The sequence below is a fragment of the Aminobacter aminovorans genome, from assembly GCF_900445235.1.
Lineage (GTDB): Bacteria > Pseudomonadota > Alphaproteobacteria > Rhizobiales > Rhizobiaceae > Aminobacter > Aminobacter aminovorans.
Window position 1 is genome coordinate 1255488 of sequence record NZ_UFSM01000001.1, and the last position, 20965, is coordinate 1276452.

General features: G+C 63.7%; 25 protein-coding genes. 9 read left to right on the forward strand and 16 right to left on the reverse strand.

Translation table 11 applies throughout. The features are described 5' to 3' along the window. Positions 1–24 precede the first annotated feature (24 nt). The 4 genes from DY201_RS06080 to ybgC form a co-directional block, all read right to left on the reverse strand. Positions 25–1095 carry a hypothetical protein gene (locus DY201_RS06080; protein ID WP_115730432.1) on the reverse strand — a complete coding sequence of 357 codons (1071 nt, stop codon included), beginning with the start codon at positions 1093–1095 and terminating at the stop codon, positions 25–27. An 8-nt stretch (positions 1096–1103) separates the two neighbouring features. Beyond that, entirely contained in the window at positions 1104–1562 is a 459-nt protein-coding gene (tolR, locus tag DY201_RS06085; protein ID WP_067956797.1) for a protein TolR, read from the reverse strand. 10 nt (positions 1563–1572) lie between these two features. After that, positions 1573–2283: a protein TolQ gene (tolQ, locus tag DY201_RS06090; RefSeq protein ID WP_115730434.1), complete on the reverse strand. Its 711-nt coding sequence runs from the start codon at positions 2281–2283 to the stop codon at positions 1573–1575. A gap of 359 nt (positions 2284–2642) precedes the next feature. Then, a complete protein-coding gene (ybgC, locus tag DY201_RS06095) occupies positions 2643–3110 on the reverse strand; it encodes a tol-pal system-associated acyl-CoA thioesterase (RefSeq protein ID WP_115730435.1) in 468 nt (155 codons plus the stop codon). Positions 3111–3570: 460 nt separating this feature from the next. Between ybgC and DY201_RS06105 the strand changes: the two genes are divergently transcribed. Further along, the gene (locus DY201_RS06105) at positions 3571–4812 is read left to right on the forward strand and encodes a glycoside hydrolase family 5 protein (protein WP_115733622.1); all 1242 of its coding nucleotides are present in this window, start codon (positions 3571–3573) and stop codon (positions 4810–4812) included. A 2-nt stretch (positions 4813–4814) separates the two neighbouring features. On the opposite strand, the gene DY201_RS06110 is transcribed toward DY201_RS06105, so the two are convergent. The 11 genes from DY201_RS06110 to DY201_RS06160 form a co-directional block, all read right to left on the reverse strand. Then, the gene (locus DY201_RS06110; RefSeq protein ID WP_115730436.1) at positions 4815–5717 is read right to left on the reverse strand and encodes a metallophosphoesterase; all 903 of its coding nucleotides are present in this window, start codon (positions 5715–5717) and stop codon (positions 4815–4817) included. After that, on the reverse strand, positions 5714–6205 hold the full coding sequence (locus DY201_RS06115; RefSeq protein WP_115730437.1) for a GNAT family N-acetyltransferase: 492 nt from the start codon (positions 6203–6205) through the stop codon (positions 5714–5716). The genes DY201_RS06110 and DY201_RS06115 overlap by 4 nt, the downstream gene beginning before the upstream one ends. Before the next feature lie 2 nt (positions 6206–6207). Then, positions 6208–7248 (reverse strand): Holliday junction branch migration DNA helicase RuvB, encoded by a 1041-nt coding sequence (gene ruvB, locus DY201_RS06120; RefSeq protein ID WP_115730438.1) that lies wholly within the window; start codon positions 7246–7248, stop codon positions 6208–6210. 40 nt (positions 7249–7288) lie between these two features. Then, the gene (gene ruvA, locus DY201_RS06125; RefSeq protein WP_115730439.1) at positions 7289–7909 is read right to left on the reverse strand and encodes a Holliday junction branch migration protein RuvA; all 621 of its coding nucleotides are present in this window, start codon (positions 7907–7909) and stop codon (positions 7289–7291) included. A 13-nt stretch (positions 7910–7922) separates the two neighbouring features. Next, positions 7923–8336 (reverse strand): type II toxin-antitoxin system VapC family toxin, encoded by a 414-nt coding sequence (locus DY201_RS06130; protein ID WP_115730440.1) that lies wholly within the window; start codon positions 8334–8336, stop codon positions 7923–7925. A gap of 2 nt (positions 8337–8338) precedes the next feature. Beyond that, entirely contained in the window at positions 8339–8590 is a 252-nt protein-coding gene (locus DY201_RS06135; protein WP_115730441.1) for an AbrB/MazE/SpoVT family DNA-binding domain-containing protein, read from the reverse strand. A 60-nt stretch (positions 8591–8650) separates the two neighbouring features. Beyond that, the gene (gene ruvC / locus DY201_RS06140; RefSeq protein WP_115730442.1) at positions 8651–9172 is read right to left on the reverse strand and encodes a crossover junction endodeoxyribonuclease RuvC; all 522 of its coding nucleotides are present in this window, start codon (positions 9170–9172) and stop codon (positions 8651–8653) included. 89 nt (positions 9173–9261) lie between these two features. After that, the gene (gene rcdA, locus DY201_RS06145) at positions 9262–9795 is read right to left on the reverse strand and encodes a protease adaptor protein RcdA (protein WP_067966050.1); all 534 of its coding nucleotides are present in this window, start codon (positions 9793–9795) and stop codon (positions 9262–9264) included. A 416-nt stretch (positions 9796–10211) separates the two neighbouring features. Further along, positions 10212–10589, reverse strand: a complete 378-nt coding sequence (locus DY201_RS06150) for a hypothetical protein (protein WP_115730443.1) — start codon at positions 10587–10589, stop codon at positions 10212–10214. Positions 10590–10832: 243 nt separating this feature from the next. Then, a complete protein-coding gene (locus tag DY201_RS06155) occupies positions 10833–12467 on the reverse strand; it encodes an acyl-CoA synthetase (RefSeq protein WP_115730444.1) in 1635 nt (544 codons plus the stop codon). 54 nt (positions 12468–12521) lie between these two features. Next, positions 12522–13292 carry a sulfite exporter TauE/SafE family protein gene (locus DY201_RS06160; RefSeq protein WP_115730445.1) on the reverse strand — a complete coding sequence of 257 codons (771 nt, stop codon included), beginning with the start codon at positions 13290–13292 and terminating at the stop codon, positions 12522–12524. 173 nt (positions 13293–13465) lie between these two features. Between DY201_RS06160 and DY201_RS06165 the strand changes: the two genes are divergently transcribed. The 8 genes from DY201_RS06165 to DY201_RS06200 all read left to right on the forward strand — a co-directional run bounded on the left by DY201_RS06165 (position 13466) and on the right by DY201_RS06200 (position 20527). Further along, positions 13466–14113: a thiamine phosphate synthase gene (locus DY201_RS06165; protein ID WP_115730446.1), complete on the forward strand. Its 648-nt coding sequence runs from the start codon at positions 13466–13468 to the stop codon at positions 14111–14113. Between the two features lie 6 nt (positions 14114–14119). Further along, complete coding sequence (locus tag DY201_RS06170; RefSeq protein WP_245431908.1) at positions 14120–15235, forward strand: tetratricopeptide repeat protein; 1116 nt, start codon at positions 14120–14122, stop codon at positions 15233–15235. Positions 15236–15338: 103 nt separating this feature from the next. Then, positions 15339–15905: an elongation factor P gene (gene efp, locus DY201_RS06175; RefSeq protein ID WP_018429990.1), complete on the forward strand. Its 567-nt coding sequence runs from the start codon at positions 15339–15341 to the stop codon at positions 15903–15905. Positions 15906–15930: 25 nt separating this feature from the next. After that, on the forward strand, positions 15931–16731 hold the full coding sequence (locus DY201_RS06180; protein WP_115730447.1) for an inositol monophosphatase family protein: 801 nt from the start codon (positions 15931–15933) through the stop codon (positions 16729–16731). Between the two features lie 192 nt (positions 16732–16923). Further along, positions 16924–17613: a PAQR family membrane homeostasis protein TrhA gene (gene trhA, locus DY201_RS06185; RefSeq protein WP_115733624.1), complete on the forward strand. Its 690-nt coding sequence runs from the start codon at positions 16924–16926 to the stop codon at positions 17611–17613. A gap of 192 nt (positions 17614–17805) precedes the next feature. Continuing rightward, positions 17806–18825 carry a MotA/TolQ/ExbB proton channel family protein gene (locus DY201_RS06190; RefSeq protein WP_115730448.1) on the forward strand — a complete coding sequence of 340 codons (1020 nt, stop codon included), beginning with the start codon at positions 17806–17808 and terminating at the stop codon, positions 18823–18825. Position 18826: 1 nt separating this feature from the next. Then, on the forward strand, positions 18827–19858 hold the full coding sequence (locus DY201_RS06195; protein WP_115730449.1) for a peptidoglycan -binding protein: 1032 nt from the start codon (positions 18827–18829) through the stop codon (positions 19856–19858). Positions 19859–20125: 267 nt separating this feature from the next. Further along, the gene (locus DY201_RS06200; protein ID WP_131922336.1) at positions 20126–20527 is read left to right on the forward strand and encodes a hypothetical protein; all 402 of its coding nucleotides are present in this window, start codon (positions 20126–20128) and stop codon (positions 20525–20527) included. Positions 20528–20581: 54 nt separating this feature from the next. On the opposite strand, the gene DY201_RS06205 is transcribed toward DY201_RS06200, so the two are convergent. Then, positions 20582–20935: a DUF1304 domain-containing protein gene (locus DY201_RS06205; RefSeq protein WP_115730451.1), complete on the reverse strand. Its 354-nt coding sequence runs from the start codon at positions 20933–20935 to the stop codon at positions 20582–20584. Positions 20936–20965: the final 30 nt, after the last annotated feature.

The window sequence follows — 20965 nt, forward strand, 5'->3', positions numbered from 1 at the left end:
AGTTCCGGGTGAGCGCGTTGGCGCTCAGAACATTTCGCTCGGGTCGAAATTGACGATGACTTGGTCCCAGCCGCCGGCATATTTGTCGGCCGGCAGATTGTACGGAGCACACTGGAGGACCGCGCGGCGCGCCGACTCGGCTGCCGCGCGCTCGATGCCGGCCGAACCACCACCGGAGATGATCTCCGGCCGTCCCTCGACCTCGCCGCTAGGGGTGAGATTGAACTGAATGGAAACTTTGAGGCCGCCGCCGTCCATGGCGCCTGCCGGCACGTTCCAGCAACGCTGGACCTGACCGCGCAGGGCGTCCATCTCGCTCTGGCTCAGCTTGTTGCCGCCGGTGTCCTTCTTGCCGCCAAGCGATGCCTGTTCGGTCGAGCGCTTGGCGCCACCACCCGATGGCTTCTGCTTGTTGAGCAGGGCGGCAACCTCGTCGGCGTTGAATTCCTTTTCTTCCGACTTCGGCTTGGACGAGGCCTGTTGGGTCTGCTTGTCTTCCTGCTTGCGCTCTGGCGTCTTGGCCGTCTGGGCCTGGGGCGGCTGCGGCTTGGCTTCCGGCGCCGGGGCATTTTCAGGCAGCTTGACGGCTTCCGCCTCGGCCTGGTCGGAGACGATGGTCTCGGCAACCGGGTCGGGCTTGACCTCCTGCTTGGGCTGGGGCTGCGGCGTCACTTCGGTCGCGGGCACTGGCACAGGCTTGGGCTCGGCCTGCTTCACCGGCTCGGGCTTCGGCTGCTCGACAGGTGTCGGCTTCGGCTCGGGCTTGGGCGAGGGCGGCGGTGCGGCGGCGACGTCCACTTCCTTCTGCGTCGGCTCGGGCGTCGGCGGCTTGTCGCTGTCGGTCTTGTTGTCGCCGACGTTCTGGGCGTCCGGAACGATGTCGGGACGGCTCGTCGGCTTGGGCGCCGGCTTTTCGTTGGCCGGGGCCTTCTTGTCGCCCTTCTGGATCTGGGTGATCGATTCCACCGGCACGATGTCGACCGGGAACGCCTCGACGTCGGCGACTTCGAGGGCGCTGGGTGCCGACAGGGTGAACAGGCCGAAGCCCAGCACCGCTGCATGCAAAACCACAGATGTCGTGAGGCCGGTCTTCATTTTGAGGGCTACTGGTCCTGTTCCTGCAGCGTGACGAGGCCGATCTTGTTGTAACCGGCGGCCTGGATGCGGGCCATGACCTTCATCACCGTGCCGTAGTCGGCGGTCTTGTCGCCGCGCACGTAGATGCGTTCCTCGTAGCCGGCCTTGGCGATGGCGCCGAGCTTGGCCACGACCTCGTCGATCGGGATCTCGGTTTCCTGGATGTGGATCTGGCCGGCCTCATTGATGGAAATTGTGATCGGCTGCGTTTCCGAGTTCAGCGCCTTGGCCTGGGTCTCGGGCAGGTCGATCGGCACGCCGACGGTCATCAGCGGTGCCGCCACCATGAAGATGATGAGCAGCACCAGCATCACGTCGACGAACGGCGTGACGTTGATTTCGGACATCAGGCCGTGGTGGCGGCCGCGCCGTCGGTGGCCGCGCCCGCCGCGGCCCGAACCGCCCGCGCTAACTGACATACCCATGGTCTACTCCTCAGGCCCGCTGCGCGACTTTTTCATCGATTTGGCGCGAGAGTATGGCGGAGAACTCGTCGGAGAAGCCCTCCATGCGCATGCCGATCTTGCCGGCGTCGGATGACAGCTTGTTGTAGGCGATAACGGCGGGAATGGCGGCGAGCAGGCCGATGGCGGTCGCCAGCAGCGCTTCGGCGATGCCGGGGGCGACGACAGCCAGGTTGGTCGACTTCGAGCCGGCGATGGCCTGGAACGAGGTCATGATGCCGACGACGGTGCCGAAAAGGCCGATGAACGGGGCGGCCGAACCGATGGTGGCGAGGAAGCCGAGCCGGCCTTCCAGCCGCTCCATCTCGCGCGTCAGTGCCAGGTCCATTGCCTTGTCGATGCGGGTCTGCAGCGCCAGCGGCGACTTGGCACCCTTCTCGAAGCTCTTCTTCCACTCCTTCATGGCAGCGACGAAGATCGCGCTCATCCCCGATGTCTTGCGGTCGGACAGGTTGCGATAGAGCTCTTCCAGAGACTGACCGGACCAGAATATCTGTTCGAAGCGGTTCAGCGCTGCGCGCATGCGGTTGTAGGCAACCAGCTTGTCGACGATGATCGCCCAGGTCCACACCGACGCGCCGAGCAGGCCCAGCATCACCAGCTTGACTACCCAGCCGGCCTGCCAAAACAACGCCCAAATCGACAATTCCGCGCCGGTTTGGGCGAGAGGTAGGTTTTCCATCTGTAACAGTCCTTAAGATTTCCGGGCCCGGCTCGCAGCTAGCCCTTGCGCATCATCCCATGGTGGTCCGTTCGCGCGAAGCTTCCGGAAGTGCCCCAAAATGCGCCTTTTCGGCCTTTTCGGGGCGAATTTTGGTGAAAGGAAGGCCGCTCGGAATCCTTACGACTTTCACCGACCCCTTAATGGACCGTTATGGTTAAAGATGGGTTAGGAACATGATGCCGCGCTCACCTGCCACCCCGGTGGGACGGGGTTGCAGCGCTCCGGAGCCCGAAGTAGCGGCTCTCGCGTCACACGATCTTGTGATCGGGGAACTCTGTCGGCAGGCCCGCTAAGGACGTCCTGCCGCTCGGTCGACGTCACCGTCCGGGCATGAAAGCTTCGATCCAGTCCTTCGGGAAGCGCCTTGGCCGGCCGTTCTCGCCCATGATCGCCGCTTCGACCTTGGCTTCGACCAGCACCTCGTCGCCGCGCTTCAGCTGCTGGGCCATGGTGATGCGGGCGCCAGAGATGTCCTGGGTCCGGGTCTCGATGGTCAGGATGTCGTCGATCTTGGCGGATGCGCGGAAATCGATCTCCATGCGGCGGACCACCCAGACGATCTTCTCGCCATGCTTGCCGTCGGCGAGTTCGGTGTGGTGGACGCCGGCAAGGCGCAGGAAGTCCGAGCGTCCGCGTTCGAAGAACTCGAGATAGCGCGCATGGTAGACGACGCCGGAGAAGTCGGTGTCGGCATAATAGACCCGCGCCATCAGATGGTGGCCGAACGGCGTCAGGGCGCCGGAAAGGCCGGCCGCCAGCAAGTCCTGGTCAACATGATCCGCCATCGCACGTCCTCGTTGCGGCCGCTTTGCCGAGAAAATCCGGCAACGGGCAGGAATCCGATGGCATTATCGGCGGCAACGATCAAGAACTGTCTGCTGGCGCTGCCGCATGGGTTGATGGATGACTATGCCGTTCGGCTGTGGGCTGAGCGGTCCCGTCGCTGACTCTCGGCATACGGGGCTGGGTATTTATTGGCCCCGGACGCTTGCGCGAGAACACCAAGAGGTTGGTGCGCATTGCAGGCGGCATGAACCATTGCAGCAGCGAGACGAAGGCAAAGCCCGGCGCCGTGCCGCCGTGATATTTCGGCGTGCCGTTGGAGACGTAGCCGTGGTGCGACCATATTATTTGGTCTGTGCTTGTTTATCTGGCGGCTGACATTTTCAGCATGTTCGGCTTCGGGGCTTTCCTTTTGCCGGGCTTTTGGGCACCAGTTCCGTGTTGATCGATGGGGGCGGTGGCATGGCAGCGATGATCAGGACCTCACTGATGGCTTTGCTGGCACTGGCACTGCCGGTCAGCGCGGTGGAAGCCGCAACATTCACGATGAAGCGCGGCATCAATCTCGACATCTGGGAGACGTGGCCCGGCGAAGACAAATGGGGCGACGCCAACGTCATCCTGCCGTTTCCCGAATGGCGCAAGCGGCTTGGCGAAGGTGAGTTGAAGGCGCTCAAGGCCGGTGGCTTCGATGTCGTGCGCATCCCCGTCGACCCCTCGGTATTCCTGTCTGAAAAGACCGAGCCGTTGCGCGAACAATTGCTTGAGAGCGTCCTGGAATCGGCCCGCATGGTCAACGCCGCGGGGCTCAAGGCGGTCGTCGACCTTCACCTCATACCAGCAGGCGGCAACGGGCAGATCGGCATGTCCGAAGTGATGGACGATCCGGCCAATTTCGACCGCTATGTCGAGTTGGTCCGGCAGATGGGCCTCACCTTGGCCAAGGAAGATCCCGCCCAGGTCGCCTTCGAACTGATGAACGAGCCGGTCGTCGATTGCGAGCCGGGTGAGGCCAAGGCCTGGCCCGAGCGTCTCAAGCGCCTCTATGCCGCCGCGCGCTCTTCGGCGACCCGCCTAACCCTGGTGCTGTCGGGCAGTTGCTGGGCCGGCGCCGAAGGTCTTGCTGCGCTCGACCCCAAGGACATCCCAGACGACAATGTCATATGGACGTTCCATTCCTATCAGCCGTTCCTGCTCACCAGCCAGGGCGCCACCTGGGCCGGTGACTTCATCCGCTATGTCACCGGGCTACCCTATCCGCCCTACGCCGTACCGCGCGCTGAACTTGACGCGGTGCTTGACAAGGTCCGCGCCAAGATCAGGGCCGAAGCGCCGTTGCTCCGCCGCGCCGGCATGCTCGCCTATCTCGACGAGCAGATCGCGCTCGTCGACAGCACGGAAAAGCTCGAGGCCGAGCTCGACGCGCCGTTCCGACAGGTCGACGCCTGGGCGAAGAAAAACGGCATCGCGCCCGAGAACATCTATCTCGGCGAGTTCGGCATGATCCGCCAGGAATACAACAATCCTTACGTCATGCCCGGCGCCTGGCGCGCCGCCTATGTCACCGACATGATCTCCCGGGCTGAAGCGCATGGCTTTGCCTGGTCGATCTGGGGATATGGCGGTGCCTTCGGCATCGTCGACGAATTCGAAGGCCGCAAGGCCGAGCCTGACGTGCTGGAGGTGGTGCGTGGGCTGAAGTAACTTCAGCCCAGGTCGACAGCCAGTATCTCCGGCCGCACGCCGAAGCGGATTGGGGCGATGCTGAAACCCAGGCCGCCTGATACGATCAAGTTGCGGCTGCCCTCGACGACATGGCCATAGGCGTAGCGGTTGCCGAAGCGCGAGGGAACGACCGGCGAATAGCCGAACAGGCGCACTTGGCCGCCATGGGTATGTCCCGACAGGGTCAGCGCCACGCGGTCCGGCACCTCGGGAAAAATGTCGGGCTCATGGGCCAGCAGGATGACAGGTGCCTCATCGCCGACTTTAGTCAACGTGCCGCGAAGGTCGTGAAGCCCGGTGAAGCCCTTGCGGCCCCAGGCCCTGCCGGGCCGTAGCGCCAACTGGTCCGCCAAGCCTGCGATCCAGAAGCCATGGCCGTCCTTTTCCAGCCGGACGGCATCGTTTTCCATGACGGGAATTCCTGCCGATTCAAGCGCTCGCCTGGCAATGGGAGGACCTTGTCCGGCCTTCTGAGCCGTCAGGTCCTCCCACCAGTCATGATTGCCGAGGACGGAAAACACGCCGAGCGGTGCCTTGAGGCCGGACAGGGCCGGACCCCATTGATGTGCATCGACCCAGCCGCTCACCATACGTGTACCCGCGACGTAATCACCGAGCAGCACGATGACATCGGGCTCCAGCGCATTGGCCTCTTCAGCCAGGGAGGCGATGCGTTCAGGCGTCATCCAGGGACGACAGGCGTGAATGTCGGCGAGCGCCACGACGCGCAGCTTCAGGCCGTTTGGCCAGTTCGGTGGGGTCAGCGCATAGCGTTTGACCCGCGTAAACAGCATCGGTTCGATGCCGACCGCGTAGGTTCCAAGCGCTGCGGCGGCCAGGACCGAACCGCCGAGAAAACGGAAGAAGCCGCGGCGGGTGATCAAATCCTGGCATCCGGACTGTGGCGCTCGAAGCGCTGCTCGCGCACGCCGCCCGACCATTGGTCGCGCTCTGCCTCGGCGACGAGAGCAAAACCGAACGACTCGTAGAGATGGCGGGCCGGACCGAGCCCGGCGAATGTCGTGAGATAGACACCGGGAAAGCCCTTGCTATCGACATGCGCCATGGCCTGGTCCATCAGTCGCCGTCCGAGGCCCGTGCCGCGCGCGCCGTCGCTGGTGATGAACCAGCGCAGATGCGCCAGCGGCTCCGTCGAAGTCGGGCCTTCCAGGCTGATCGTTCCGAGGAGCCTGCCATTGTCGTCATCTTGGGCGGCGAAGAAGTCGAGGCCGGGCCTGAAATCGCGCATGAAGGCGGAAAGCTCGCCAGCGACCTTGGCTTCGAACGGCAGGCCGAACCCCCAGTCGCGGGCATAATATTCGGCGTGCAACCTGATAATGTCGGCTATCAGTCCGGGACGATAGCCTGGCATGCTCAGTCTTCTTCCTGAAACAGGTTGATCTGCTGGACGGCGAGTTCACGCGGAATTTCGAGGCCGAGATGTTTCCAGGCATTGGCCGTCAGCACGCGGCCGCGCGGGGTGCGCTGGATGAAACCCTGCTGGATCAGATAGGGCTCGATGATGTCCTCGATGGCGTCGCGCGGCTCGGACAGGCCAGCGGCAATGGTCTCGATGCCCACCGGGCCGCCGCCGAAATTCATCGCGATCATCGAGAGATAGCGTCGGTCGAGAGAATCGAGACCGAGCGCGTCGACCTCGAGTCGCGACAGCGCCTCGTCGGCGATGCGGCGGTCGACAGGTCCGGAACCGGCGACGGCGGCGAAATCGCGGACGCGGCGCAGCAGGCGTCCGGCGATGCGCGGGGTGCCGCGGGCGCGCCGCGCAATCTCGACGGCGCCGTCGTCGGCCAGCGGCATGCCGAGGATGCGTGCGCCACGGCGCACGATCAGTTCAAGTTCCTCGACCGTATAGAAGTTGAGCCGGGTCGGGATGCCGAAGCGGTCGCGCAGTGGATTGGTCAAAAGCCCGAGGCGCGTGGTGGCGGCAACGAGTGTGAATTTGGCGAGGTCGATCTTCACCGAGCGTGCTGCCGGACCTTCGCCGATGATCAGGTCGAGCTGGTAGTCTTCCATCGCCGGATAGAGGATTTCCTCGACCGCCGGGTTGAGCCTGTGGATCTCGTCGATGAACAGGACGTCGCGTTCTTCGAGATTGGTGAGCAAGGCAGCGAGGTCGCCGGCCTTGGCGATGACGGGGCCGGAGGTCGAGCGGAAATTGACGCCGAGTTCGCGTGCCATGATCTGGGCGAGCGTCGTCTTGCCGAGGCCGGGCGGGCCGACGAACAGCACGTGGTCAAGCGCCTCGCCGCGGCCCTTGGCGGCCTCGATGAAGATCTTGAGGTTGGCGCGCGCCGCTGCCTGGCCGACGAAATCGTCGAGCGTCTGCGGGCGCAGGCTATTGTCGGCGTCCTCGCCGCGCTTGTCGGGGGTGATGAGACGGTCGGGCGAATTCATGTGCCCGTCCTCGCACGGAGCCCGGCTACGGGCAAGACGCTCACCGCGCCAGCTCCTTGAGGCCGAAGCGGATCAACTTGGAAGAATCGGCGTCCTCGCCGGCGGTCTTCATGGCGGCGGCAATGGCATTGGCGGCGATGTCGCGGGAGTAGCCGAGATTGACAAGCGCCGATACCGCGTCGGCGATCGGGGCGGGGGCGACGCCTTCGCCCAGCTCCTGCTTGAGCCCGATGGTGCCGGTGGCCTCGCCGGCAAAGGCCGGTGCCTTGTTCTTGAGCTCGGTGACGATGCGTTCGGCGACCTTCTTGCCGACACCGGGCGCGCGGCTGACCATGGCGATGTCGCGCAGCGCGATCGCATTGGCGAGATCGGAGGGCGCCAGCGTCGACAGGATCGCCAGCGCCACCTTGGCGCCGACGCCCTGGACATTGGCCATCAAAAGCTTGAACCACTCGCGCTCGAGTTCGGTCTTGAAGCCGTAGAGCCGGATCATGTCCTCGCGGACATAAGTCTCGATAAAAAGGACGGCGGCCTCGCCGGCGCCGGGCAGGGCGGCGAGCGTGCGCGTCGAGCAATAGGCGACGTAGCCGACGCCATGCACGTCGAGCACGCAGAAATCCTCGCCGATCTCGTCGACGGTGCCCTTCAACTTGCCGATCATGGTCTTAGCCTCGTCATGGATGGGTGTCTGGGGCGATGATTTCGAGGTCGGGGAAATAGGTGCGGTAGCCATCGGGATCACGGGTCAGCACAGCGTAGCCGCGAATCGCCGCGTGAGCCCCGATGAGGAAGTCCGGCAATATCTTTTCCTGTGGACCCCCGCGACGGCGATAAAGCTGGAATGCCCTGGATGCCGCAAAGGCAGCATCCCAAGGCAGGCCCTCCCGGCGAAAGTCATCTTCCGGCAGCGCGAGATCGACCGCGTCGATCGAATCGTAGCGGATCGAGAATTCCGAATAGACGATCTGGTTGATGATCACGCTGCCGCGCTTGCGCGCCTTCTCCAGCTGACCGCGTGACCATCTGACCCAAACGGGGTCACGCACCGCAATATCAACCAGGATGTTGGTATCCACCAGCGTTGCCAAGATCAGCGATCCCTGGTCAGCGCCATCACATCGTCAGTATTCATCGCCTGGTCGCCTGTGCCTTCCAGCCGGTCGAGCACCGCAAGAAAGCGGTCGAGCCGTTCGCGGTCGGCGAGCCGCCCAATGTCATCCTTGGGCACGATGGTGATCTTGCCGCCTTCGATACCGAAGATGACCTCGCTGTTGGCAGCGATGCCGAACGTCTCGCGCAGATCGCGTGGGATCGTCACCTGGCCCTTGCTGGTAACACGCATGGAAATGTCCTTATTCTTACAAGTAAGGAATATTCCAACCTATAGAACAAGTCAAGAACATCAGGCGTGCGCGGCGGCTAATGCCGCCAGCCTGTATGCCGGGCTCTGGCGGTGGTGGGCATGGCAGATGGCGATCGCCAGCGCATCGGCGGCATCGGCGGTGTCGAACACGGCCTTCGGCAACAGCACCTTGACCATCATGGCGATCTGCTTCTTGTCGCCATGGCCGACGCCGATGACCGCCTTCTTCACCGCATTGGGCGAATATTCGGCGACGACAAGTCCGGCGCGGGCCGGCACCAGCATGGCGATGCCGCGTGCCTGGCCGAGCTTCAGGGTCGCTGTCGCGTCCTTGTTGACGAAGGTCGCCTCGACGGCGGCCTCATGCGGCATCTCGCGGTGAAGCACGTCGGCAAGACCGTCGTGGAGCTGGCAAAGCCGGCTGGCGAGCGCTGCCTTGTTATCGGAACGCACCGTGCCGGCGGCGACAAAGCGCAGCGAATTGCCGAGACTCTCGATGATGCCCCAGCCGGTGCGTTGAAGCCCCGGGTCGATGCCAATGATACGAATCGTCTCTCTCATCCGCGAACTCTATCTTCACGGGGACAAGACGCCAGAAAAATGTGAACAAAACAGAAACAATCCCTGCCCAATCACAGGGATGCTCTTGGTCAGTTGCGGGCAAATGCCGTGTTGAGCAGGCTGATCTGATCGGAAACCGGATTGCTGCGGCGCATCGCCTGCACCGGCACGACGGTGGCACCGTTACCGTAGATCTCGTCGTCCATGCGGCGCACATGCGCCTGCAGACGGAGCGAGCGGCGCACGAGGTCGACGAAATCGGCCGGCAGTTCGTTCCAGCCGGCGGCGTCGTCATGGGCGGAAGCGGTGTCGAGCCGCACCTTGGATTTCTCCGAGGCGACCTGGTCGCGGGTCATTTCGCCGGAATTGGCGGCGCGCTGCAACAGCAGCCACGAGGCGATCTGCATCAGGCGGGTGGTCAGGCGCATCGATTCGGCGGCATAGAGCGTGGCGGCAAGACGCGACAACTTCTTGGCCTCGACGCGGCCGGCACCGTCGAGATATTCGGCGGCCTGTTCGACCAGCCCCATGCCCTCATTGTAGAGGGGCTTGAAGGACGGCGAAAACACCCGCCTCTCGGCGAGCTTGATCGTGTTTGCGCTTTCCCTCGAAGGCTCGTTCATCATCGCTACCCTGCAACCCTGTTCGCGTTCTGCCCGTCTTTTTCGACGGATTCTGCGCGGCCCGTTCCTATACGCCAAGCCCGATGAAAATGCGCTTCCGTAGGTGTGAACGCAAGCGCATGTTTAACAAAGGGTTAACGCGCCGGATTGGGCCGCTTTTGGAGGGCGTTCCGAAGGCGCGCAGGCGAAAAAAAAGAGCCGCGGAAAAGCGCGGCTCTCAGGAGTTTAACAGGGAGGCGTCAAACAAAGTGGCTCCAACCACTCGGTAAGAATCCAGATGACTGGATACGCACAGTAAACACTGGGAATGCTTAATGGGCACTTAAGATCGGTGCCGATATCGCCTTTGGCGCGTTAGACTGTGCCGACACGGCACAACGGCTCGAGGTTTCCAGCAGGCACGATCTTATGCCGACTCAGGACTTCCACACCGTTGGCAGCGCGATGAAGGCAAACAGCAGCATCGCTGCGTAAAAGCCCATCGACGAGATCGCCACCACCGGTTCGATCGCCGCATTGCCGCCGAGCAGGAAGAACAATCCGACCAGAAGTCCGACGCCGCTGACCGCTGTCAGCCAGAAATGGATCTTGGCCAGCATCTTGTCTCGGGCCACTGGAAACAGGTGGTAGAAGAAGGCGAACACTGCCGACATCAGCCAGCCCGCCACCATGGTGTGGGCGTGAACCGGCATCTGGCTGTGATCCTGGCTGATCGACATGTGCAGGCCGAGCGCCATGCCGCACAGTGCATAGACGACGGCGAGCGTGAAGAAGTTCCGTGCTACCCCTTGCATTGTATTGTCCTCATGCCTTTGCCCCTCAGGGAATGGGTTTGACCTCCGGCCCAACTGGCCATCATGCGGTGCATGTGCACCGGACGTGTTTCCGCCGCATGCCGCGCGACCGGGCGGCATGGATGTTGTGCAGTTACATTGGATCGATGTGCCGGCCGTTCGCCTCCCCGCGGCCTGGCTCCTGGACAAGCACCATCCCCCGACGGCGCACCGCAGGCTCGCACGAACAACCTTGTCGCAGCCTTATCCCTTGGCCATGTCGCGCAGCCGGAATTTCTGTATCTTTCCGGTCGAGGTCTTGGGGATTTCGGCGAAGATCACGGCTTTAGGCACCTTGAAGCGCGCAAGCAGCGCGCGGCAGTGCTCGATGATCTCGGCTTCCGTGGCTGGCTTGCCTGGCTTCAGCTCGACATAGGCAATGGGGACTTCGCCCCATTTATCGTCAGACTTTGCCACCACACCGCATGATGCGACCGAGGGGTGCTTGTAGAGCGCGTCCTCGACCTCGATCGATGAGATGTTCTCGCCACCGGAAATGATGATGTCTTTGGAGCGGTCCTTGATCTGGATGTAGCCGTCCGGATGCATCACGCCGAGGTCGCCGGAATGGAACCAGCCGCCGGCAAAGGCTTCGTCGGTCGCCTTCCTGTTCTTGAGATAGCCCTTCATGACGATATTGCCGCGGAACATCACCTCGCCGATGGTCTCACCGTCGGCGGGCGTCCTTTGCATCGTCTCGGGATCCATCACGGTCAGCTCTTCGAGCGCCGCGTAACGCACGCCCTGCCTGGCCTTCTTCGCCGTGCGCGGCCCTTTGTCGAGCTCGTCCCATTCGCTGTGCCATTCGTTGACGACGGCCGGTCCATAGGTCTCGGTCAGGCCATAGAGATGGGTGACGGCGAAGCCGGCGTCGGCCATGCCCGAAAGCACGGCTTCCGGCGGCGGGGCGGCGGCGGTGTTGAAGGTGACGAGTTGGGGGAACGCGCGCTTGTCCTCGTCGCGGGCATTGATCAGGATCGACATGACGATCGGCGCCCCGCACAGGTGGGTCACGCCATGATCTGCGATGGCGTCATACATCTGCCTGGCGCGCACCCAGCGCAGGCAGACGTGGGTGCCGGCCTGCACGGCAAGCGTCCATGGAAAGCACCAGCCGTTGCAGTGGAACATCGGCAACGTCCAGAGATAGACGGCGTGCTTGGCCATGCCGGCATGAATGGTGTTGGTGTAGGCCATCAGCGCCGCACCGCGATGATGGTAGACCACGCCCTTGGGGTTGCCGGTCGTGCCCGATGTGTAGTTGAGCGAGATCGCGTCCCATTCGTCGTCGGGCATAGACCACGCATAGGGCTGATCGCCGGTTGCGACGAAGGTTTCGTAGTCAAGGCTGCCGATACGGTCACCCTTGGGGTAGGGGGCGTCGTCGGGATAACAGGGATCGTCATAGTCGATGACCAGCGGCTTCACGGTAGCCAGCGCCAGCGCCTCCTTGACCACGGCGGAGAACTCGCGGTCGACGATCAAGAGCTTCGTCTCGGCGTGGTCGAGCTGGAAAGCGATGATCGCCGCGTCGAGCCTGGTGTTCAGCGAATGTAATACCGCCTTGGTCATCGGCACGCCGAAATGCGCTTCCAGCATCGGCGGCGTGTTGGAAAGCATCACCGTCACCGTGTCGCCCTTGCCGATGCCCTTGGCCGCGAGCGCCGAGGCAAGTTTCAGTGACCGGTCCCACCATTGGCGGTAGCTCGTGCGCTGGTCGCCATGGATGATGGCGACGTGGTCGGGAAACGTCTTGGCAGCGCGTTCAAGAAAGCTCAGCGGCGTCAGCGGCTGGTGGTTGGCGGGGGTCTTGTCGAGGTGTTCCTCGTATTTGCCCATGGCGTTTCTCCCTTGTGACGCCGAACCTAGTCCACCGCCTCGATGCGGTCATCCTCACATAACGTCGGCGACCCCGTCATAAAGCAGCTTCAGCGCGACGATTGCCACCGTCGCGTAGGTGAAGGGGTAGAAGATTTCCGGCCGCATCCGCCTGACCAGCCAGGCGCCGGCCAGCGTCGCCAGCGGCGCCAGCGGCATCAGCGCCAGCGAGGCGGTCAGGTTGGCGGTGTCGAACTGGCCGAGCGCGAAATAGGGAACCAGCTTGATGGCGTTGGTGACGGCGAAGAAGATGACGCTGGTGCCGGTCAGAACCTTCGGATCCATTCTGAGAGGCAAGGTGTAGACCTGGAAGGGCGGGCCGCCGACATGGGCGACGAAGCTGGTGAAGCCGGCGATCGATCCCCAGAAGGCGCCGGCGATGCCGTTAGGCTCGGTCTTGTGGTCGGCGCCGTGGCGCAGGCTGGTGTAGATCCAGCGCGCCACGAAGATGAAGGCGATGGCGCCGACGATGAAGCGCACATTGTCGGCCGTCACCACGGAGGCCATCGCCCAGCCGATGACGATGCCAATGATCGACCCGGGCAGCATCTGCCACAGGATTGTCCGGTCGAAGACGCCGCGCCAGGTCCACAGCGACACCACGTCCATCAGGATGAGAATGGGCAGCAGGATCGCGGCTGCCTGCACCGGCGAGATCACCAGCGCCATCAGCGGTACGCCGACGAAGCCGACGGCACCGCCAAAGCCGCCTTTCGACAGGCCGACGAGAATCACGGCAGGAATGGCCGCCGCATAAAACCATGGGTCGAGAAGAAGTTCGGTCATGAAGGCCTCTCGAATCCGCAATATCGGGATGACGGGCGGTTGGCGAGTGCCCTGGCCATGTTTTCATATGCTTGGGCTTTGCCGCCCATCCTGTTCAACGGCGGCACTTTGTTCTATGCCCCAATGCAAACATGATCGCCTTGCATAGGCGTCAAGCACCCGGATCGACGAACATGAACCCAACCACGCCACCCAATCGCTGCCGCATCGTGCTGATCGCGCCACCCACGGTGGCCCCGCAACATGTCGACGCGGCGCTGTCAGGTGGCGACGTCGCGTCGCTGATACTGCCCGGCGAGGGCATTGATGAGGCCTCTTTCCAGAGCTTCGCCGAAAAGGTCGCGACTGCGGCGCGCGCGGCCGGCGTTGCCGTGGTCATTGCCGGCGACACCCGCGTTGCCGGGCGTGTCCATGCCGACGGCATCCATGTCGAGGGCAAGAAAGCCGAACTGGCCGAGGCCGTCGAGACCTATCAGGAACGCATGATGGTCGGCGCCGGCGGCGCCAAGACGCGCGACGATGCGCTGGAACTCGGCGAGGAGCGGCCCGACTACATTTTCTTTGGCCGCTTCGGCTATGACAACAAGCCCGAGCCGCATTCGCGCAACCTGTCGCTCGGCCAGTGGTGGAGCGAGATGATCGAGATCCCCTGCATCGTCATGGCCGGCTCGGATATCGCTTCGGTGGAGACGGTGGCGGCAACCGGCGTCGAATTCGTTGCCATTTCGTCGGCGGTGTTCGGCGAAGGCATCGACCCGCGCGAGGCGGTGGCCCGCGCCAACGCGCTGCTCGACGAGACTGCGCCGCGTTTCGAGGAGTAGTCATCGATGGACCGTTCGCGTCTTCTTGCAGCTTTGCTGTGCCTGGGCTTTGGGCTCGAGCCCGCGATTGCCGTCGAGAGTGCGCCGATCACGCCGTCCGACCAGGGGGCCGTTCCTTCGCTCGGCAAGTCGCTCGATCTGATCGATCCCAACCGGTTCGGGCCAGCCCCTATGCCGCTCGATGCAGCCCCCATGCCGGTCGTCGACCCTGTGCCGGCACCTCAAACTCCCGATCTTGGCGCCAACCCGGCGGCCAAGACGACTGACGGTATCGACCCCAACCGTTTCGGCGGCAAGCATTCGGATGAGGCCTATGGCGCCTTCCAGCGCGGTCTCTACAAGACGGCCTACAACCTCGGCATCACGCGCGCCGAAGCGGGCGATGCGGCCGCGCAGACGCTGGTGGCCGAGATCCTGTCACGCGGCCTGGGCGTTGCGCGCAATGATGGCGAGGCGGCCAAATGGTATGAGCGCGCCGCCGAACAGGGCATTCCCGAGGCCCAGTTCCAATATGCGCTGTTGCTGCTCGACGGGCGTTACGTCAGCCGCGACGACAAAGCGGCCAACGCTCTGATGCAGGCGGCGGCCGAGGCCGGCAACCGTTTTGCCCAGTTCAACTATGCCCAGATGCTGGTGCAGCGCGAACCGGGCGGCAAGGGCCTCGAAAAGGCCGTGCCCTACTACGAGCGGGCGGCGGCCACCGGATTGCCCGATGCCCAATACGCCATGGCCCAGGTCTACGCCAATGGCGTCGGCGGCAAACGCCGCGACGACAACCAGGCGCGGCTGCTGCTCGTCCGCGCCGCCAGGCAGAATTATGACTCGGCGCAGTTCGATCTCGGGCTGTGGATGGCCGACGGCCGCGGCGGCGCCCGCGACCTGAAATCCGCCTTCGGCTGGATGAAGCTCGCCGCCGATGGCGGCAATGTCGCGGCACAGAACCGGCTCGCCAAATTCTACATGGGCGGCATCGGCGTCGATCCCGATCCCATTCTGGCCGGGGCATGGTACATCAATGCCCGCCGGGCCGGGCTCAACGATCCCGAGATGGACGACTTCCTGCGCGGCCTGACCGACGCAGAGATGAAGCAGGCGCTGGAGCGCGCCAACCGTCTGCGCTGATCCAGTGAAAATCTCGACTTCTCTTGCCTAAAAAGCCATTTTGTGGTCTTGGAGGCGCCGATAGCGCCCCTTCCGGCGCAAACCTCTCTTCCGGAATCCAATCATGGCCAAGATCAACGGCAACGAAATCCGTCCCGGCAACGTCATCGAACATGACGGCGGCCTCTGGGTGGCGGTCAGGACCAATCACGTCAAGCCCGGCAAGGGCGGCGCCTACAACCAGGTCGAACTGAAGAACCTCATCAACGGCACCAAGCTCAACGAGCGTTTCCGCTCGGCTGAAACTGTCGAGAAGGTCCGCCTGGAGCAGAAGGACTTTTCGTTCCTTTACGAGCAGGGCGATGCCCTGGTGTTCATGGACACCGCCAGCTACGAGCAACTCGAACTGCTCAAGGATTTCGTCGGCGATCGCGCCGCTTTCCTGCAGGACGGCATGATGGTCACGGTCGAACTCTATGACGAGCGCCCGATCGGCATCGCGCTGCCAGACCAGGTGACGCTGACGATCACCGAAGCCGACCCGGTCGTGAAGGGCCAGACCGCCGCGTCGTCCTACAAGCCGGCAGTGCTGGAAAACGGCGTCCGCGTTCTGGTGCCGCCCTTCATTTCGTCGGGCGAGCGCATCATCGTCGACACCAACGAGATCACCTACGTCCGCCGCGCGGATTGATCGCGGTAACAGAGAGTCCTAGACCATGGCGCGTTCAGCGATCCTAAATGTTATGGTGCAGGCCGCCATGAAGGCCGGCCGTTCGCTGGCGCGCGACTTCGGCGAGGTGCAGAACCTGCAGGTCTCGTTGAAGGGCCCGGGCGACTATGTCAGCCAGGCCGACCGCAAGGCCGAAGACATCCTGTTTGCCGAGCTGTCCAAGGCACGCGCCGGCTATGGCTTCCTGATGGAAGAGCGTGGCGTCGTTGAAGGCGAAGATGACCAGCATCGCTGGATCGTCGATCCGCTCGACGGCACCACCAACTTCCTGCACGGCATTCCGGTGTTCTCGATCTCGATCGCGCTGGAGCGCCAGGGTCAGATCGTCGCCGCGGTCGTCTATAACCCGGCGATGGACGAGCTCTATACCGCCGAGCGTGGCGGCGGCGCCTTCCTCAACGATCGTCGCCTGCGCGTCTCCGGCCGTACCAAGTTGGTGGATGCCGTCATCGGTTGCGGCGTGCCTCATCTCGGCCGTGGCCATCACGGCAACTTCCTGCTCGAGCTGCGCAACGTCATGGGCGAAGTGGCGGGCATCCGCCGCCTTGGCTCTGCCGCACTCGACCTGGCCTATGTCGCTGCCGGCCGCATGGACGGCTTCTGGGAAACCGCGCTGTCGCCCTGGGATGTCGCTGCCGGCATCCTGCTCGTGCGCGAAGCCGGCGGTTTCGTCTCCGACGACAAGGGCGGCCAGGACATGCTCGACGGCGGCTCGATCGTCGCCGGCAACGAGACCATCCATCGTGCGCTCATCAAGACGCTGAAGCGGCCAGTTACGCCGCGCTGATCCGCCGCGTACCCGGTCGCTTGCACATCGTGCTTGCGCCTGCCCATATTTACAGCGCCGCGCGTCCACCTGGACGCGCAAAGAGCGTTGTAAGACTTTGAATCGGTGCATGATCCTTTCCGAAAATCAAAATCGATTTTCGGGGTCATGCAATTTTCGGGGTCATGCACGGGGGCGGTGCAGGGACGGACCATGACGGACAATCACCGCAAGCCTGAGACTGCCGTGCCCTTCGTTGGGCGCTACAGCCATTCGCGTGCCGAACTGATCGCCGATGGCGTTGTCCATGCGGTCGGCATCGTGCTTGCAGTCGCCGCCGGTGCCGTGCTGCTTTCGGTCTCCGCCTTCCATACCGCCGCCGGCGAGTATCTCGCCGCAGTCGTCTTCGTCGTCGCTTTGCTCACCGTGCTGTCGGTGTCGTGCGCCTACAATCTGTTGCCGGTGTCGCCGGCCAAGTGGGTGCTGCGCCGATTCGATCATGCCGGCATCTACCTTTTGATCGCCGCCACCTACACGCCATTCCTCGTCCAGCTCGAAGACCGTGTCACAGCAGGCTGGATGGCCGGCATCGTCTGGTCGGCGGCGGCAGCCGGCATGGCGATCAAGCTGTTCCTGCCCGGCCGGCTCGATCGGCTGGCGATCGCCTTCTATCTCGCCATGGGTTGGAGCGGCGTCGTCATCCTGCGGCCGCTGATCGCCACCTTGCCGAGTGCTACGCTGTGGCTGCTGTTTGCCGGCGGCATGGTCTATTCCTGCGGCGTGATCTTCTATGCCTGGCAGCGGCTGCGCTTCCAGAGTGCCGTCTGGCACGGCTTCGTCGTCACCGGTGCCGGGTTGCATGTGGCAGCCATGATCGACCTTCTAGTGGTGGCAAGGCTCTGAACGAAAGCCGTTCCCGGGATGAGCCCGCGCAAGCGTCTTTCATTTTCGTCACATTTCCGCTTACAGTCGTAGTCCACTAACGCATCGCGCCGAAACTCTTGAAAAGCTCGGTGCGTAGACTTCAAGGTGATGGAGCGGCAGGGCGCGTCCGAATGGACAGGCCGGGCTCCAACCGCAGGAACCGGGGCGCCGATGGCATTGTTGAAATCTCTCGGGGTGGGCAAAGGCTCCGATGTGCTGAGCTACGACCCGCACCGCCTGTCTTCTCCGCAGGTGTTCCTGCTGACGATGATCATCTTCCTGGCGATCGTTGCCTTCATCGCGGCGATCCTGACGCGGCAGATCTCCACCGCCTTCGGCACCAATCCCGGCCTCAACGGCCTGATCCTCGGCGTGCTCGTCGTCGGCATCGGGCTGGCCTTCGTCCAGGTCGGCCGGCTGTTCCGCGAGGTGCGCTGGGTCAACTCATTCCGCGCCGGCTCCGAAGCCACCGAACCGGTGCTGCTGGCGCCGATGAAGGCGATGCTCGGACGTTCGGCCTCGATGGCGTTCTCGACGAGTTCGATGCGGACGATGCTCGATTCCATCGCCACGCGCCTCGACGAAAGCCGTGACGTCTCGCGCTACCTCGTCGGCCTGCTCGTCTTCCTCGGCCTGCTCGGCACGTTCTGGGGTCTGCTCGGCACCATCGGCTCGATCGGTGAAACCATCCAGTCGCTCGACCCCGGCTCGGGTGACGCCTCGGCAGTGCTCGAAGCGTTGAAGGCCGGCCTCGCCGCACCGCTGCAAGGTATGGGCACGGCGTTCTCGTCGTCGCTGTTCGGTCTGTCCGGCTCGCTGGTGCTCGGCTTTCTCGACCTCCAGGCCGGACGTGCCCAGACGCGCTTCTATACCGAGCTTGAAAACTGGCTGTCCTCGGTCACCGACCTGTCCTCCGACATGGTCGTTGCCGATGCCAAGAACGGCTCCTCCGACGAAATCCGCGTGCTGTCCGAGCGCCTGCGCAACATGCAGGAGCAGGGCGGCTCGAACCCGCGTGTCGCCGCCGCCATGGCCAACCTCGCCGACGGCATCTCCGGCCTCGTCAAGAACATGCGCAGCGAACAGCAGATCATGCGCGACTGGGTCGAGGCGCAGTCGGATGAACAGAAGGCGATGCGCAACACGCTCGAAAAGATCGCCGACGCCCTGAAGAAGGAAGGGGTGCACTAAAGTGGCATTGGCGCGCGGGCGGCGCGGCGACCGCCGCATCGACTATTGGCCGGGCTTTGTCGACGCTTTGTCGACGCTGCTTTTGGCCATCATGTTCCTGCTTTCCGTCTTCGTGCTGGCGCAGTTCCTGCTCAGCCGCGAAATTTCCGGCAAGGACGAGGTGCTGACCCGGCTCAACTCGCAGATCAACGAGCTGACGCAGCTTCTGGCACTTGAAAAGTCCAGCTCACAGGACGCCGAGGATGCACTCGCCAACCTGCAGGCGTCGCTGTCGGCAGCCGAGAGCGAAAAGAGCCGGCTCGAACAGCTTCTGTCCCAGGGCGCCGGCGCTGGCGCCGAGGCCAATGCACGCATCGGCACGCTGTCGGGCGAACTGGAGAACGAGCGCCAGGTCAGCCAGCGCGCGCTCAGCCAGGTCGAACTGCTCAACCAGCAGATTTCGGCGCTGCGCCGCCAGATCGGCGCGCTCGAAGAGGCGCTGAATGCGTCCGAGGCGCGCGACAAGGAATCCAACACCAAGATCGCCGACCTTGGCCGCCGGCTGAATGTGGCGCTGGCCCAGCGCGTGCAGGAGCTCAACCGTTACCGTTCCGACTTCTTCGGCCGCCTGCGCGAAATACTGTCCGACCGCGAAAACATCCGCATCGTCGGCGACCGCTTCGTCTTCCAGTCGGAAGTGCTGTTCCCGACCGGCTCCGAGCAGATCAACGAGGCGGGCAAGGGCGAAATGAAGAAGCTCGCCGATGCCATCATCGAGCTGCAGAAGGAGATTCCGCCCGAGATCAACTGGGTGCTGCGCGTCGATGGCCACACCGACAACATTCCGCTGTCGGGCACCGGCCGCTACCGCGACAACTGGGAGCTTTCCTCGGCGCGCTCGACCTCGGTGGTCAAGTTCCTGATCGAGAACGGCGTTCCGGCCAATCGCCTGGTCGCTGCCGGTTTCGGCGAGTTCCAGCCGCTCGACGAAAGCGGCAGCGACGAGGCGCGCTCCAGGAACCGCCGCATCGAGCTCAAGCTCACTGAACGCTAGGCGGCACCGTCGGGTCCGAGAGTTCGCTGTCAAGAATTCGTGTGCGACATGGCCTGCCCCATCGGGGGCGGAGCCGTGGCAGACGCAAGCCCGATTGTGGCGGCCAGGATTATCTTTTCTTAATTAGGCTTCGGCAGCTCACGGGCCTAGGTTTTGCCGGCAGTCCGGGAACCGCCGGCGATGACCTCCCACCGCGACGCGACGGAACCAGACGGGCTGCTGTCGATGGGGCGCTTGTTCAGCCCCGCAAGTTCGGGAGACGCAATCATGCGCTCTTTGACCCTCAAGGCGGCTTTCGCCGCAATCCTCATGTCAGCTCCACTGGCTTCAGCAGTCGCTGCCCCCATGCACGAGCCGTATTTCCGCTCGATGGATCATGACGACAGCGACGCACCGCCGCCGTCGACCTACGCCACCGGCGGGCAGCTGAATGCCGTGCTCAACGACCTGCACGATACCGACGTCCGCATCCAGTCCGACCGCAGGACGCGGCTGATCACCCCGGCCGAGGTGCGCGGGCTCGAGGCGCAATCGGCAGCGATCCGCAAGGCAGCGGTGGCCGGCTCGATGGGCGATGGCGGCATGATCCCGGCGGGCCAGTATCACCAGCTGATGGCGCGGATTTCCGGCTTGGACGACCAGGTCGACCAGGATGCCTTCCGCGGTTGATCAAGGCGATGTCGCGGGCCAGCGCCCCCGGAGCCGTCCGGGGCGCTGGCCCAGCTACCAGCCAAACCAGAGTGCGACCAGCGCGAGTACCGCCGGCACGGTCTGGATGTAGAGGATCTTGCGGCTGACGGTCGCGGCACCGTAGAGCCCGGCAATGGCAACGCAGAGCAGGAAGAATAGCTTGACCTGGAAGCCTGCAACACCCAGCCACAGGCCCCAGATCAGGCCGGCGGCGAGGAAGCCGTTGTAGAGCCCCTGATTGGCGGCCAGCACCTTCGATGCCGTGGCGAAATCCGGCTTGAGGCCGAACGCCTTGTGGCCGCGCGGCGTGTCCCACAGCACCATTTCGAGATAGACGATGTAGAGGTGGATCAGTGCCACCAGTCCGACCAGGATGTTTGCAAGCATAGTTGTCCCCCTCCGATCTTGGGCATGACT

What these genes read in the sequence shown, in the direction of transcription:
- DY201_RS06205 (WP_115730451.1), bottom strand. Translation starts at nt 20,935, where the DNA reads ATGCTTGCAAACATCCTGGTCGGACTGGTGGCACTGATCCACCTCTAC.
- DY201_RS06200 (WP_131922336.1), top strand. Translation starts at nt 20,126, where the DNA reads ATGCGCTCTTTGACCCTCAAGGCGGCTTTCGCCGCAATCCTCATGTCA.
- DY201_RS06165 (WP_115730446.1), top strand. Translation starts at nt 13,466, where the DNA reads ATGAACCCAACCACGCCACCCAATCGCTGCCGCATCGTGCTGATCGCG.
- DY201_RS06155 (WP_115730444.1), bottom strand. Translation starts at nt 12,467, where the DNA reads ATGGGCAAATACGAGGAACACCTCGACAAGACCCCCGCCAACCACCAG.
- DY201_RS06105 (WP_115733622.1), top strand. Translation starts at nt 3,571, where the DNA reads ATGGCAGCGATGATCAGGACCTCACTGATGGCTTTGCTGGCACTGGCA.
- DY201_RS06150 (WP_115730443.1), bottom strand. Translation starts at nt 10,589, where the DNA reads ATGCAAGGGGTAGCACGGAACTTCTTCACGCTCGCCGTCGTCTATGCA.
- ybgC (WP_115730435.1), bottom strand. Translation starts at nt 3,110, where the DNA reads ATGGCGGATCATGTTGACCAGGACTTGCTGGCGGCCGGCCTTTCCGGC.
- trhA (WP_115733624.1), top strand. Translation starts at nt 16,924, where the DNA reads ATGACGGACAATCACCGCAAGCCTGAGACTGCCGTGCCCTTCGTTGGG.
- DY201_RS06135 (WP_115730441.1), bottom strand. Translation starts at nt 8,590, where the DNA reads ATGCGTGTTACCAGCAAGGGCCAGGTGACGATCCCACGCGATCTGCGC.
- DY201_RS06180 (WP_115730447.1), top strand. Translation starts at nt 15,931, where the DNA reads ATGGCGCGTTCAGCGATCCTAAATGTTATGGTGCAGGCCGCCATGAAG.
- rcdA (WP_067966050.1), bottom strand. Translation starts at nt 9,795, where the DNA reads ATGAACGAGCCTTCGAGGGAAAGCGCAAACACGATCAAGCTCGCCGAG.
- DY201_RS06115 (WP_115730437.1), bottom strand. Translation starts at nt 6,205, where the DNA reads ATGCCAGGCTATCGTCCCGGACTGATAGCCGACATTATCAGGTTGCAC.
- tolQ (WP_115730434.1), bottom strand. Translation starts at nt 2,283, where the DNA reads ATGGAAAACCTACCTCTCGCCCAAACCGGCGCGGAATTGTCGATTTGG.
- ruvA (WP_115730439.1), bottom strand. Translation starts at nt 7,909, where the DNA reads ATGATCGGCAAGTTGAAGGGCACCGTCGACGAGATCGGCGAGGATTTC.
- DY201_RS06080 (WP_115730432.1), bottom strand. Translation starts at nt 1,095, where the DNA reads ATGAAGACCGGCCTCACGACATCTGTGGTTTTGCATGCAGCGGTGCTG.
- DY201_RS06170 (WP_245431908.1), top strand. Translation starts at nt 14,120, where the DNA reads ATGGACCGTTCGCGTCTTCTTGCAGCTTTGCTGTGCCTGGGCTTTGGG.
- efp (WP_018429990.1), top strand. Translation starts at nt 15,339, where the DNA reads ATGGCCAAGATCAACGGCAACGAAATCCGTCCCGGCAACGTCATCGAA.
- ruvB (WP_115730438.1), bottom strand. Translation starts at nt 7,248, where the DNA reads ATGAATTCGCCCGACCGTCTCATCACCCCCGACAAGCGCGGCGAGGAC.
- tolR (WP_067956797.1), bottom strand. Translation starts at nt 1,562, where the DNA reads ATGGGTATGTCAGTTAGCGCGGGCGGTTCGGGCCGCGGCGGGCGCGGC.
- DY201_RS06160 (WP_115730445.1), bottom strand. Translation starts at nt 13,292, where the DNA reads ATGACCGAACTTCTTCTCGACCCATGGTTTTATGCGGCGGCCATTCCT.
- DY201_RS06190 (WP_115730448.1), top strand. Translation starts at nt 17,806, where the DNA reads ATGGCATTGTTGAAATCTCTCGGGGTGGGCAAAGGCTCCGATGTGCTG.
- ruvC (WP_115730442.1), bottom strand. Translation starts at nt 9,172, where the DNA reads ATGAGAGAGACGATTCGTATCATTGGCATCGACCCGGGGCTTCAACGC.